The following is a 13,410-nucleotide window of genomic DNA, read 5'->3' on the forward strand; positions in this document are numbered from 1 at the left end:
GGGTTACATCTTGCATTCAGCTGCGTAATTGTCCTTGTAGTCGTTGAAGACCGTTTCAACGTAGGACGTGGCGAACTGGCCGTCATCGCGCTTGACGACTTTGGTCAGGTAGAAATTCTGGATCGGAAAGTGGTTGTCGCCAAAGCTGAATTCACCGCGCGGCGAGGTGAATTTCGCGTCCTTCATGGCGGCTCGCAAGGCGTCCTTGTCGGCCAGGTTGCCGTTGACCTGCTTGACGGCCGCATCAATCAGCATGGCGGCGTCATAGGCCTGCACGGCATAGGTTGCCGGAACGCGCTTGAACTTGGCCTCATAGGCAGTGGCGAATTCCTTGGCGGGTGCGGAATCGAGATCCGGCGCCCAGTTCGAACCGGCGAAGAAACCGACGGCTGCGTCCTGCTGTGCGGGCAGGGTCGTTTCATCCACGGTGAAAGCGGAGAGGAACGGCGTGCCTTCAAGACCAGCCTGACGATATTGCTTGACGAAATTCACGCCCATGCCGCCGGGCAGGAAAGCATAGACCGCATCCGGCTGTTCAGCGGCGATCTGCGCCAGTTCTGCCGAATAGTCGAGCTGGCCGAGCGGCACATAGATTTCCTGCGCGACTTCGTTCTTGTAGGAATGCTTGAAACCGGCCAGCGCGTCCTTGCCCGCCTGATAGTTCGGGGCGATCAGGAAAACGCGCTTGTAGTTCTGCTTTTCGGCATATTTGCCGGAAACTTCATGCATCTGGTCGTTCTGATAGGAGGTGACGAACAGATTGGCGTTGCAATCCTTGCCAGCCAGATTGGATGTGCCTGCATTGGTCGAGATCAGGAACGCGCCGGAATCGGTCGCAGGCTTGACGATGGCGTTCAGCACGTTGGAGAAAATCGGCCCGACCACAAAATCCACCTTGTCGCGCTGGATCATCTGCTGGACCTTGTTGACGCCGATATCCGGCTTCTGTTCATCGTCCTGAATGATGATTTCCGCATCGAGGCCGCCGAGCTTGTTGCCGAGCTTCTCCATGGCAAGCAGGAAGCCGTCGCGGGATTGTTCGCCCAAAAGGGCGGACGGTCCGCTGAGCGTATAGATCAAACCGATCTTGATCTTGCCGTCTTCGGCCTGCGCGGTTCCGGTTAGCATGGTTGCGGCGAGCAGCGCGAAAGCCGCTTTCGTCGAAATTTTCATAGTTCCACCTCGATTGCAGATTTTTGCTTTGTTTTCTTATTCTTTCGCATTGTCCGATGCTGGAAATGCTTATTACCCGGCAGATGTACTCCCATACCTCTGCCGGGCGGATGCATTATTCTGCTGGCGCAGGCAAAAATTCAACCTCATGTGCCGGTGCAACGCGAACTATTTCGGCAGGATCACCGACATTGTTGATGCGAACGAACAAATCCCAGAGCTTCGCAGTGGGCGAAACCCAGAAAACGCACTTCACCGGCTGTTCGGTCTTGTTGAAAATGCCATGCGACACGTTGCGCGGCAGGCAGACGAGATCGCCAGCCTCTGCAACGGCTTCCTTGCCGTCGAGAAGCAGGTCGAATCGTCCCTCCAGCACATAGATGAATTCTTCCTGCGTGGTGTGGATATGCGGCGGAACGAAGGTGCCCGGAGGAAAGGTTGCGTGCCACGACATGGAGCTTTCGCAGACATGCTTGGGTACATAGGTCTGGCCCAGGATGTGCCAGACAACACCGTCCACGGAGGAGCCGGATTTGGTCACGCCAGCTGGAAGATCAGTCACTCTCATTCCCTTTCACAATAATTACAGATGTGAGTTTTCAGGCGGTCGCCCGGGTCATTTCCCGGTTGACCTGCTGCGTTGAAAAGCCAGCCTTTGCGGCATAGCCGCGAACGATCGCCTCGCGCTCGGCAAAGCTGATGACGCCATCCAGATCGGCAACGCCAGACGGTGCGCGGCGTTCGACCTCATCGATGACGCCTTCAGGGCCGCCCAGCCTGTTAAGCCGGACGATTTCCGCCGTCGCAGGCAGGCGGATGGCCTGATAGGCGGCAAGTGCTGCGCGGCCATGTTCGGCGGAGGCCAGATGATCAGCCAGCGTACGGGCGTCGATGATCGCCTGACTGGCACCATTCGACCCCACCGGATACATCGGATGGGCGGCGTCGCCGATCAGCGCCACGCGGCCATCGGTCCACCAGCGGGCGGGGTCGCGGTCGCACATCGGATATTCGAAGAATGTATCGGTGGCGCGCACCAAAGCGGCGAGGTCCACGACATTGATGCCGAACTTTTCGACATGGGGCATCAGCTCTTCATGCGTGCCGCGACGGCTCCAGTCCTCGCGTTTCGGCGCGGGCGATCCATCGGCGCCGGGACGATAGGTGACGACCCAGTTGTTGAGAATCTTGCCGGGCGTGGTGCCTCTGGCTATCGGATAAAGCACCAGCTTATAGGTAAAACCGCCGGCAACGATCATGGTGCGACCGTCAAGGAACGGATCGCTTTCCACCGCGCCGCGCCACATCATGACGCCGTTCCATTTGAGACCGGCTTCGTTCGGGAACATCTGCTGCCGGATGACGGAGTGGATACCGTCCGCGCCGATGATGACATCGGCAGTTGCGGATGCGATTTTCGATCCTTCGGCAAAGTGAATGGTCGCCGAACCTTCATTCTGGGCATAGCCGACGCAGCGCTGGTTGGCGACGATGGCTTCTGGTCCAAGCCGCTCGATCACCGCGTCATAAAGCAGTTTCTGCAAATAGCCGCGATGGATGGAAAACTGCGGCACATCATAGCCTGCATCCATGCCGCGGGGTTCGCGCCAGATTTCCTGGCCCTGCCGTGTGGCGTAAATCAGCTCACGGGTGCGGATGCCCGTAGCGTCGAGCGCGGGCAGGAGGCCGATTTCGGCCAGTTCACGGATCGCGTGCGGAAGAACATTGATGCCAACGCCCAACTCGCGGACTTCTGGCGCTGCTTCGAAAATCTGGCAGTCAATGCCCCGTGCATGCAGCATCAGTGCCATTGTGAGGCCGCCAATGCCTCCTCCGACGATAATCGCTTTCATTCGCGGTTCCCTTTTTCGTGGCTGCTCTCTGGCGCCTGGGTCCAACGATAAAAGCGGGAACAATGCTGTCTATCACCAAAACGCCACGCCTAACAGGAAACCGCCAGAAACACGCTTTCGGGCAAAATTTTCGCGATGCTTGCGCTCTCGGCGCAGCGTGATAGTTTAATCTTAAAATAAAACGCTCTCTAAATGAGATACGGGGAATATCGTGATGCCGACTACGAGCTATATGCACCGGCTTTCGCCGTCCATCGATTCGTTCCAGGACACCATGTCCGGGCTGCTCCGGCCTTGCCGCATCTCGAAGAAATCCAGCCGGACCTACCGCACCGAAGTCGCCCACGGGCGGATGCGGCCCTTCGGGCTGACGGCAATCCGCGTCGGCGGCCATGCCCGCATCGAGGTGGACGCGCATAATGATATGACCTTGTTGCAGGTTCCGTTGCAGGGCATCTTCGTTTCGCGCGACCGGCGCGGCGACGAGCTTTTGTATCAGTCGGGCATGAATGCGCAGCTGGTCGATGCGCATTCGGCCATCGACCTTGAGTTTCACCCGTCCACGCGCATGCTGATCTTCAGCCTCAACGATACCCAGATCGATATACTGGGCGGCAAGGAATTCATCGAGCAGTTTACCCATAACAAGCGGGTTGTGTCATTCGATACGCCGGTCGGCCATGCCTTCTATCATCTAGCGCATTTCGTCATGAACGAGATCGAGAAGGACAAGGAAGCTTTCTTCCATGGCGGTCTGTCGGAGCGGCTGGAAGACAGCCTGATGGCGTCACTTGCGGCGGCGCTCGATACGCAGCCGCGTGCACGACCGCTGATGAGCGCGGTGCCAAGCTATGTCCAGCGCGCCGAAAAATTTATGCTCGACAATCTCGACAAGCAGCTGACCTTGCAGGAGCTTGTCGATGCAACAGGCACCAGCGCCCGCACCTTGCACCGCACCTTCCGCAGTGTCCGGGGCAACACGCCGCTCGGTGTGTTCAAGAACATGCGGCTGGACAAGGTGCATGCGGAACTTGCCCGCGGATATGCCGGGCCCGGTGATATTACGCGCATCGCCATGGCTTGGGCTTTCAATCATATGGGCCTGTTCTCCGCCGATTACCGCCAGCGCTTTGGCTATCTTCCGTCGGAAACGGTGCGCCGCTCGCAATAGGGTTGCGGTTGCTACACGTGATCCTCCCGATAACAAAATGTTGCGCAATTGCGCCGGTCCGTAGCAACGGACCGTGCTTCCGTTGTGGGATCAAGCCCCTTAAAATTGGAGGTTCGAAACTGCTTCGGGAATGAACGAATGACACGACAGTTGCATCTCACCGCCTTCATGCGCCCCGTCAGCCTGCACACTGGCGCTTGGCGATATCCGGGAGCCTATCCCGACGCCAATTTCAATTTCCGCCATCTGAAGTCTTTTGCGCAGAAGCTGGAAGCCGCCAAATTCGACGCCTTCTTCATGGCCGATCATCTGGCCGTGCTGAACATGCCGGAAGAGGCGTTGAAGCGCAGCCACACCGTGACATCTTTTGAGCCGTTCACCTTACTGTCGGCGCTGGCGGCGGTGACGGATAGGATCGGTCTGGCGGCAACGGCCTCGACAACCTTCGATGAGCCTTACCATATCGCCCGGCGTTTTGCCTCGCTCGACCATATCAGTCAGGGGCGGGCGGCATGGAACATCGTCACGACCTCCAATCCCGATGCGGCGCTCAATTTCGGCAAGGAAGAGCATCTCGTTCATGGCGAGCGCTACAAGCGCGCGCGTGAATTTTTTGATGTCGTGACGGGATTGTGGGACAGTTTTGCCGATGACGCATTTTTGCGCGATCAGCAATCCGGCATCTTTTTCGACCCATCGCGTATGCATGTTCTCGAGCATAAGGGTGACGACTTCAATGTGCGCGGCCCGCTCAATATTGCGCGCCCGGTGCAGGGCTGGCCGGTGATCGTGCAGGCAGGCCAATCGGAGCCGGGACGCCAGCTGGCCGCAGAGACCGCCGAGGTTGTCTTCTGCGCGCCGCGCGGATTGTCGGATGCAAAGAAACTTTATGCTGATCTGAAGAGCCGCGTTGCAGCCGCCGGGCGAAATCCGGACCACCTCAAAATATTGCCCGCCGCCTTCATCGTGATCGGTGACACGATTGAAGATGCAAAGGAAAAGCGCGCAAAGCTTGATAGTCTGGTGCATTACGACAGCGCCATCGCATCGCTGTCGATTGCCATCGGGCACGATGTATCCGGCCTCGATCCGGATTCATATCTGCCTGAACTGCCCGATACCAATGCCAGCAAGTCGAGCCAGGAACAGGTGTTGAAGCTGGCGCGCGAAGAAAAACTGACGGTTCGCCAGCTTGCCCAGCGCTATGGCGGCTATTCGGGTCTGGCTTTTGTGGGCACCCCCGAAAGTGTCGCCGACGAGATGCAGCAATGGCTGGACGAGGCCGGTTGCGACGGCTTTACGGTGGTGTTTCCGTTCGTGCCGCAAGGGCTGGACGACGTGGTGGAAAGACTGGTGCCGGAATTGCAGCGGCGCAATATTTTCCGCAGCGATTATGAGGGTTCTACCCTGCGCGAACATCTCGGACTACCGCGCCCAAGAAACCAGTTTTTCGGATAGAAAAACCATAACGAAAACACCGCAACCGATCAGGCGTGATCGGCTACGGTGTTGTCAGTTTCGCTCGGCTCGGATCAGTTTGCTGCACCAAAGACGCTGTAGCAATTGCGTCCCTTGCCCTTGGCCTGATAGAGCGCGATGTCGGCATTGCGCGCCAGATCCTGTGGGGTGACGCCGTCACGCGGCGCAACCACCGCGCCGATGCTGGCAGAAACATCCAGAACGATGCCGTGAATGATAAACGGTTCGCGGAATGCGTCGACAATCTTTGCTGCAACGGTTTCAATCTCGTCTGGGCCGCTTAACGTTGGCAGAACGACAGCAAATTCATCGCCACCAACCCGGACCGGTAGATCGCTGGCGCCAAGAGTGGAGCGCAGACGCCGCGCGGCCTCTATCAGCAGTGCATCGCCCATAATATGTCCATGCGTGTCGTTCACGGCCTTGAAGCGGTCGAGATCGATCAGCAGCGCGCCGACGGATTTTCCCTGCTTCAGCGCATCTTCGATCATCGGGATCGCCAGCTCATAGAGCGCGCCGCGATTATAGAGTTTCGTCAGCCGGTCAGTCAGTGCCAGACGCTTCAGGGCGATGGAATCGTCATTGAGAAACTTGTTGGTCTTTTGCAGGCGCAACAGCCCGCTGGCGATGCTGGCAAAGTCTTCCAGCCTGGCCAGTTCGCTTTTGGAAATCTGCCGGGGCTTGTTGTCGAGAATGCAAAGCGAACCAACGGTCAGGCCCGCATCCACCGAAACCGGCGCCCCTGCATAGAACCGGAAGAGCGGTTCGCCGGTGACATAGGGCATGGTGCAGAAGAAACGGTCTTCAACCATATCCTCGACCACGAAGCTCTTGCCGCTTTCCACCACGAATGTGCAGGCGGTCATCTCGCGCGGGCAGCTATCCACATGCTGTCCGGCATTGGCCGCGACGCGCTGCCAGTCCTGATCGATGATGTTGAGCGCGGACGTGCTCGCGCCAAAAGCCTCCTTGACGAGACCGACAAGCGTGTCGAGTTCTGGCGGGCCGATGCTGGACAGGGAGACGAGGCTGCGAACGCTTTCGAGCCGTTCGACTTCATTGGCCGGAATGGAAAAGCTTCGTTCCGGCTGTGTGAAGCCCTGCGCACCTGTATTCATCATCGTCACCATCATGCATTTCTCATCCCGCCCAGATCATAGATAGGCAATACGACAGCAACAGCAAGCAAAGCCTGCCCATGGTGAAGAAGTTTGAACAAAATTTGTAGTGTGCTTATGCCGCCTCGATATCGCGAACCGGCGGATTGCCGTAGAGGCGGCTATATTCGCGGCTGAATTGCGAAGGGCTTTGATAACCCACCCGATGTCCTGCCGTGCCTGCATCCAGTCTTTCAACCAGCATCAGCCGCCGCGCTTCGCTCAGCCGCAGCTGCTTCTGATACTGAATCGGCGTCATGGCTGTGATCGACTTGAAATGGTGGTGGAAAGACGACGGGCTCATATTCACATATTCGGCCAGTTGTTCGATGCGCAGGGGTAGCGCAAAATGCTGGCGCAACCATCCGATAGCGCGCGCAATCCGGTTGGCCTGGCTGTCCACGGTGGCGATATTGATCAGACGGTCGCCGCTGGGGCCGGTCAGCAGGCGATAGAGGATTTCCTGTTCGATCAGCGGCGCCATGACCGGAATATCCTCCGGGCTGTCGAGAAGGCGCAAGAGCCTGATCACCGCATCGACCAGCCCGGCAGGTGCAGCGTTGACGCTGATGCCCCACTGGTTTTCCGATTGGGAGATGCTTCTGCGAATATCACTGCGGCCAAGCAGATCGACCAGTTTTTCACTGTCGATGGCGAGTGAAAGGCAAAGATGCGGCGCCTCCGCGCTGGCTTCGACCACCCGCCACGTGACCGGCAGATCGAGCGAGGTGACCAGATATTCTCCCGTAGCATAATTGATCGTAGCCGACCCAAGGCGCAGCGACTTCGAACCTTGAAGAACCATGGCGAGACACGGGCGATAGCTGCCGTGGCAGGGAACGCTCGGCGTCGAACGCCTGCTCAAGGAAAGGCCGTCGATCGCGGTTCTGCACTCGCCATCGGTTTCGATGAAGCGCTTGGCGAGCGAAGCCAGCTCCCTATATGCATCGACGGGTAAGTTCATGGGCACCTCGGTTTGTCAACGATCCGACATGGTCTTCATTTATCCAGTTCGGAAAACGAAACCAAGAGACAGGGTAGGTCATGCGGGCCAGATTTGCAGGATTATGCAAGAAGCTTGCAGGATCGGTCTACCCTCTTTCCTCAGGTTCACGGCATAGTCAATCATCTCATCCTTCCCCAATTTTCCCTGAAAAACGGAGTTTATTATGGCTATTGCAAGAGGTTATGCCGCAACCGATGCGGATCAGCCGCTGGTGCCGTTCACATTTGAACGTCGTGAACCCAATGCCGACGATGTGGTCATCTCGATCCAGTATTGCGGTGTGTGCCATTCCGACATTCATACGGTTCGCAACGAATGGAAAAACGCCGTTTATCCAATCGTTCCCGGCCATGAAATTGCGGGCGTCGTCACGGCTGTCGGCGACAAGGTGACCAAGTTCAAGGTTGGCGACAAGGTCGGCGTCGGCTGCTTCGTGGATTCCTGCGTTGGTTGCGCAACACGCGACGTTGATAACGAACAATATCTGCCGGGCCTCATTCAGACCTATAACTGCGATGACGCAGAAGGAAAGACGCGCACGCAGGGCGGCTATTCCGACCAGATCGTCGTCAAGGAAGGCTATGTGCTGTCCATTCCGGACAATCTGCCGCTCAATGCCTCGGCCCCGCTGCTTTGCGCCGGCATCACGCTTTATTCGCCGCTCCGCCACTGGAATGCCGGCCCGGGAAAGCGCGTGGCCATCGTCGGCATGGGCGGGCTTGGCCACATGGGCGTCAAGCTGGCCAGTGCGATGGGCGCACATGTCACGGTGCTGAGCCAATCGCTTTCGAAAAAGGATGACGGCCTCAAGCTCGGCGCAAAGGAATATTACGCCACCAGCGATGCTTCGACCTTCGATAAGCTCGCAGGCAGTTTCGATCTGATCATCTGTACGGTTGGCGTCGCCATCGACTGGAATGCATATCTCGGCCTGCTCAAGGTCAATGGAACCATGGTGAATGTCGGCGCGCCGGAACATATGGTGCCGGTCCATGCCTTCTCGCTCATTCCGGGCCGCAAGAGCCTTGCCGGTTCGATGATCGGTTCGATCAAGGAAACCCAGGAAATGCTGGATTTCTGCGGCGAACACAACATCGTCTCGGAAATCGAGATGATCAATATTCAGGATATCAACGAGGCTTACGAGCGCGTTCTGAAAAGCGACGTGCGCTATCGCTTCGTAATCGATATGGCTTCTCTGGCAGCCTGATAAAATAAGCGGCGGGATCTATTGGTCCCGCCTTTTTCATAGCGCCGCAGGAACAGGCTCTCAGAACTGGAGTACCTGGCTTAGCACCAGCACCGTGCCGACGGCACACGAACAGGCGAAAAGCGTCAGCTCCGAAGCGGTCAGCCGGTCGATCCAGATCGGTCGCTTAAATGGTCGGTTTGTTCGCGATGGTGTGTGGGCGTGCAATTCCGCTTTTGCCCCATTATCCTCTTTCATTGAACTGCTGTGCATTTTTCATTTTCTCCCCCATCCAACGCCAACTGCGTTGGGTCGCCGCAAGATCGGCGCATATTTACTAAACATTAACCAATTTTCCGGCGGCGGGAAACAGCGAAATTGGATGAACCAACACGCCCGTTTGGCGAATGACCATGCAAGTTCCGCTACGCTTCAAGCGCGGTAGCTTGTCTGCATGGTTGCAATCGGGCCCGGCTTCTGGTCAAAGCCTGCAACGGTTTGCAGAAATGTCAGAACAAGACCCGAAGCAGGATTTGTTGAACCATGCCCGATAATGGCGCATCCGCACCATTCATTGCTGTCAATGGCGTCGGTTATGCGATAGCCGGGCGGCCAATTCTGCACGGTGTTTCGCTTCACTCCAATGCGCGCAGAATGGGCATTGTCGGCAGAAACGGCTCCGGCAAGAGCACGCTTGCGCGGCTTCTGGCGGGGCTGCTGAAACCAACGGAAGGCGCGATCCGTATCGCTGGCCACGATATTTATGAAGACCGCAAGGCCGCGCTTTCAACCGTCGGCATTCTGTTTCAAAACCCCGAACACCAGATCATCTTTCCAACGGTCATCGAGGAAATTGCGTTCGGCCTGCGCCAGCAGGGCGCGACCAAAGCCGATGCGCGCACGATGGCGACCAAGGTACTGGCCGATTTCGGCAAGGACCATTGGGCCGATGCTGCCATCCAGTCGCTGTCGCAAGGGCAGAAGCATCTGGTCTGCATGATGGCGGTGGTCGCCATGCGCCCGGCGCTGATCATTCTCGATGAACCTTTTGCCGGTCTCGATATTCCGACACGGCATCAGCTGGCGCGCTATCTGAATGGCGGCGAGGCGCGCCTTCTGCACATTTCCCATCACCCGGAAGACCTGCACGGTTATGAGGAAGTGTTCTGGATCGATCAGGGCCAGATCCGGGAAACCGGGGATGCGCAAACGGTTCTGACCCGTTATGTTGAAGAAATGATCCTTCAGGGCAAGAGCGATGATCTCTCTCACCTCTCCCGTTAAAACACGCGCGCATCAATGGCCGGTGGCGGCCAAGGTGGCCACACTTTGCATCGTCACAACGACGCTTTTCATGGTCAAGTCGGTCTGGTTCCAGCTTGGTGCGTTGGTGTTTTGTCTCGCGCTCTACGCCCTCCCGGGGCGCGTATTCTTTCGCGTCGGCTTGCAGGCCATGCGGCCGGTTCTACCCTTTATTGCGGTGATTTTTCTCTGGCATCTGGCTTTCTACACCGCGCTTGAAGGGGTGGAGATCACGGTGCGCGTGGCCACGATGATTGCGCTCGCCAATCTGGTGACGATGACCACGCCGCTTGAAGATTTCGTGCATCTGCTGCGGTTCTTAAACACGCCTATGCGCCGCCTCGGCCTGCCGACGAAAATTCTCGAAACGGCCATCCCGCTGGTGATACGCTTTACGCCGGTGCTGATTGTCCGGGCCAGACAACTTGTTGAAGCCTGGCGCGCCCGGTCGCGCAGGCGTCCGGGCTGGCAACTGGTGCTGCCGCTGTCGCTGGCGGCGCTCGACGATGCCGATCATGTTGCCGAAGCATTGCGTGCTCGCGGCGGAACTCTCAAGTAAAGGCTCCCCTATGGAAAGAAATGTCGCCCACGTGGCTCTGTTTGCAGCGCTGATCTGCGCACTCGGATTTCTGCCAGCCGTTACGCTCGGCTTCGGTGTTCCGATTACCGCGCAAAATCTTGGCGTCATGCTGGCCGGTGCTGTGCTGGGGCCAAAACGCGGTGTTGCCGCTGTGGCGCTGGTCATCCTTCTGGTGGCAATCGGACTGCCGGTTCTGGCGGTCGGACGCGGCGGTCTCGGCGTTTTTGCCGGCCCGACGGTCGGCTTTCTGCTCGGCTGGATACCGGCGGTTTATGTGACCGGCCTTTTCATCGAGCGTGCACCCATCGCCAATCTCGGCGTGTCCACCTTTCTCGGCGCGGTGCTGGGCTGTATCGGGGTGCTCTATCTGTTCGGCGCTATCGGCATGTCGCTGATCCTTGCAAAGCCTTTTCTTGAAGCGGTCAAGCTCCTTGCCATCTTCATTCCGGGCGATCTGGTCAAGGCTGTCATCACCGGTGTTCTGGTGTCGGCACTTGCCAAAATACGACCGCAGGATATTCATCGCGGTCAAACTATACGCTGAAAAGCTGTGCGTTCACGGTAACTTGTATCGCGCCGCAAAGCAGATCGGTATTCCTGATGCTTTCTCCAATTGGAGAGATTACGATAATTCTTCGTAGCGAATCGATGTCGAGCTTGGGAGACATTGCATGGCAGCAGAGACCGGTGCGGCGCGTACCATTCGGACCATTGTTGAAACCATTCAACCGCAGTTGAATGTCAAACTGTGGGACGGCACCCAGATCGGCGCTTTCGACGGGCCAACGCTGGCGATCAAGGACCCCTCGGTCGTGCGTCAGGTGGTGTTGAAGCCGAATTACGATACGCTTATCAGTCTCTGGACCTCCGGCGCGGTGGATATCGAAAACGGAACTATCTTCGATGTCGCAGAAACAAAGATCGACGGTCATCTCAAGGAGCGCATCAAGGCGCTGCCGAAATGGCAGTTGCTGAAAGGCATTCCATCACTGCTCTTTGCCGGAAAGGCGAAGGACCAGGCGAATATCGACGGAAAGTCGCCCTTCGTCAGCGGCTCCAACAAGGAAGCGATCACCCATCACTACGATGTGTCGAACGAGTTCTATCAGCTGTTTCTTGATGAACGCATGGTCTATACCTGCGCCTATTTCACCGACTGGCAAAACAGTCTGGATCAGGCGCAGTTTGACAAGCTGGACCTGATCTGCCGCAAGCTGCGCCTGAAACCGGGCGACCGCTTTCTCGATATCGGCTGCGGCTGGGGCGCGCTTTTGATCCATGCCGTGCAGAATTACGGCGTGATCGGAACCGGCGTTTCTCTGTCGGAAGCGCAAACGGCACTCGCCCGACAAAGGATCAAGGCTGCCGGGCTGGAAGACAAGATCACCATCCACATCAAGTCTTATACCGAGCTTGATCAGGAGTTCGACAAGATTTCTTCCATCGGCATGTTCGAACATGTCGGCATTGCCAATTACGATACCTATTTCAAGTCTGTGCGTCGTTTGCTGCGGCCGGGCGGCCTCTATATGCATCACGCCATCACCCGCCGGATGAAGAAGAACAAGAAGAGCTTCAACCGCAAAAGTGCGGAACATCTGGCGCTGGTGAAATATATCTTCCCCGGCGGCGAGCTGGACCATCTGGGCATGACCGTCGAGAATCTCGAAGGCCATGGCTTCGAGGTGCATGACGTGGAAAATCTCCGTGAGCACTATGGGCGCACCTGCCGCCTGTGGGCGGAACGGCTTCATGCCAATTTCGACAAGGCTGTCGCCGAGGTCGGCTATCCGAAGGCGCGGCTCTGGATACTTTATCTCGCAGGCTGTGCCTTGGCGTTTGAACGCGGAACAGTCCAGATCAACCAGACACTTGCCTCGAAGCGCAAACGCGGCATTTCGGCTGTGCCGCAAACCCGCGCGGATATTTATCAGAGTTAAACAGGTGGAGCAGAAAGCCCCGCCTGCCGCCTGAAGGATTATCGGACTTCGCGGTCGATATCGCGCCGCAGCACGAAGGCCGTGGTGATATCGTCCACGATATCATGGGCGGCAACGAGATCGCGCACGCGGTTGAGGTCGTCGATTGTCGCCGCTTCCAGCTCGACAACCAGATCAAGCTGCCCGCTGACCGATGAGACGCGGCGGACTTCCGCGTGCTGCGCCAATATGTCGAGAAGCGCCAGCGCAGGCGTGCGTTTCAGGCTTACGAGCAAAATAGCGCGGATGAAATTGGTATCGATCTCGCCAATATCCGCGCGATAGCCGCGAATGACGCCGCTGCGTTCCAGATTTGTGACGCGCTCGCTGGTCGCGCTGCGGGACAAGCCGATACGACCGGCCAGCGTCTTCAGCGCGATGCGCGCTTCCTTGGACAGAATTGCCAGTATTTCGCGATCTTTCGCGTCAAGTTCCCGCATCGTTACCCTATACGCATGACCGGACATATGCCGGTCCATTCCGACAAAGTGCCGGTTCTTCCGACAGGATACTTGATGCCC

Annotated in this window: 14 protein-coding genes; 7 read left to right on the forward strand and 7 right to left on the reverse strand. The window is 57.5% G+C overall.

Annotation, left to right across the window (positions count from 1 at the left end):
* Positions 1-3: 3 nt before the first annotated feature.
* From WIX40_RS05490 to WIX40_RS05500, 3 genes are all read right to left on the reverse strand, one after another.
* Entirely contained in the window at positions 4-1,173 is a 1,170-nt protein-coding gene (locus tag WIX40_RS05490) for an ABC transporter substrate-binding protein (RefSeq protein WP_339439052.1), read from the reverse strand.
* 115 nt (positions 1,174-1,288) lie between these two features.
* A complete protein-coding gene (locus tag WIX40_RS05495) occupies positions 1,289-1,735 on the reverse strand; it encodes a cupin domain-containing protein (RefSeq protein WP_109367937.1) in 447 nt (148 codons plus the stop codon).
* Positions 1,736-1,772: 37 nt separating this feature from the next.
* Complete coding sequence (locus WIX40_RS05500; protein ID WP_109366849.1) at positions 1,773-3,026, reverse strand: flavin-dependent oxidoreductase; 1,254 nt, start codon at positions 3,024-3,026, stop codon at positions 1,773-1,775.
* 214 nt (positions 3,027-3,240) lie between these two features.
* Between WIX40_RS05500 and WIX40_RS05505 the strand changes: the two genes are divergently transcribed.
* Together WIX40_RS05505 and WIX40_RS05510 are read left to right on the forward strand one after the other, a co-directional pair.
* A complete protein-coding gene (locus WIX40_RS05505) occupies positions 3,241-4,197 on the forward strand; it encodes an AraC family transcriptional regulator (RefSeq protein ID WP_171317957.1) in 957 nt (318 codons plus the stop codon).
* Positions 4,198-4,335: 138 nt separating this feature from the next.
* The gene (locus WIX40_RS05510; RefSeq protein ID WP_121538422.1) at positions 4,336-5,655 is read left to right on the forward strand and encodes an LLM class flavin-dependent oxidoreductase; all 1,320 of its coding nucleotides are present in this window, start codon (positions 4,336-4,338) and stop codon (positions 5,653-5,655) included.
* A 74-nt stretch (positions 5,656-5,729) separates the two neighbouring features.
* Here the strand turns inward: WIX40_RS05510 and WIX40_RS05515 are convergent, their stop codons facing one another.
* Complete coding sequence (locus tag WIX40_RS05515) at positions 5,730-6,809, reverse strand: sensor domain-containing diguanylate cyclase (protein WP_339439058.1); 1,080 nt, start codon at positions 6,807-6,809, stop codon at positions 5,730-5,732.
* Between the two features lie 100 nt (positions 6,810-6,909).
* Complete coding sequence (locus WIX40_RS05520) at positions 6,910-7,797, reverse strand: AraC family transcriptional regulator (protein ID WP_109366853.1); 888 nt, start codon at positions 7,795-7,797, stop codon at positions 6,910-6,912.
* 205 nt (positions 7,798-8,002) lie between these two features.
* On the opposite strand from WIX40_RS05520, the gene WIX40_RS05525 reads away from it, so the two are divergent.
* Positions 8,003-9,049 (forward strand): NAD(P)-dependent alcohol dehydrogenase, encoded by a 1,047-nt coding sequence (locus WIX40_RS05525; RefSeq protein ID WP_140024645.1) that lies wholly within the window; start codon positions 8,003-8,005, stop codon positions 9,047-9,049.
* 60 nt (positions 9,050-9,109) lie between these two features.
* Here WIX40_RS05525 and WIX40_RS05530 read toward each other — a convergent pair whose 3' ends face one another.
* Entirely contained in the window at positions 9,110-9,301 is a 192-nt protein-coding gene (locus WIX40_RS05530; RefSeq protein ID WP_339439062.1) for a hypothetical protein, read from the reverse strand.
* A gap of 270 nt (positions 9,302-9,571) precedes the next feature.
* Between WIX40_RS05530 and WIX40_RS05535 the strand changes: the two genes are divergently transcribed.
* From WIX40_RS05535 to WIX40_RS05550, 4 genes are all read left to right on the forward strand, one after another.
* Positions 9,572-10,312, forward strand: a complete 741-nt coding sequence (locus tag WIX40_RS05535; protein WP_109366855.1) for an energy-coupling factor ABC transporter ATP-binding protein — start codon at positions 9,572-9,574, stop codon at positions 10,310-10,312.
* Positions 10,287-10,889 (forward strand): energy-coupling factor transporter transmembrane component T family protein, encoded by a 603-nt coding sequence (locus WIX40_RS05540; protein WP_339439065.1) that lies wholly within the window; start codon positions 10,287-10,289, stop codon positions 10,887-10,889. Before WIX40_RS05535 ends, WIX40_RS05540 begins: the two co-directional genes overlap by 26 nt.
* Positions 10,890-10,899: 10 nt before the next feature.
* Positions 10,900-11,454, forward strand: a complete 555-nt coding sequence (locus WIX40_RS05545) for a biotin transporter BioY (protein ID WP_339439067.1) — start codon at positions 10,900-10,902, stop codon at positions 11,452-11,454.
* Positions 11,455-11,581: 127 nt separating this feature from the next.
* The gene (locus WIX40_RS05550; RefSeq protein ID WP_339439069.1) at positions 11,582-12,850 is read left to right on the forward strand and encodes a class I SAM-dependent methyltransferase; all 1,269 of its coding nucleotides are present in this window, start codon (positions 11,582-11,584) and stop codon (positions 12,848-12,850) included.
* 38 nt (positions 12,851-12,888) lie between these two features.
* On the opposite strand, the gene WIX40_RS05555 is transcribed toward WIX40_RS05550, so the two are convergent.
* The gene (locus tag WIX40_RS05555) at positions 12,889-13,329 is read right to left on the reverse strand and encodes an Lrp/AsnC family transcriptional regulator (RefSeq protein ID WP_078338226.1); all 441 of its coding nucleotides are present in this window, start codon (positions 13,327-13,329) and stop codon (positions 12,889-12,891) included.
* Positions 13,330-13,410: the final 81 nt, after the last annotated feature.

The sequence above is a fragment of the Ochrobactrum teleogrylli genome (assembly GCF_037482325.1).
In the GTDB taxonomy this organism is placed as follows: Bacteria; Pseudomonadota; Alphaproteobacteria; order Rhizobiales; family Rhizobiaceae; genus Brucella; species Brucella teleogrylli.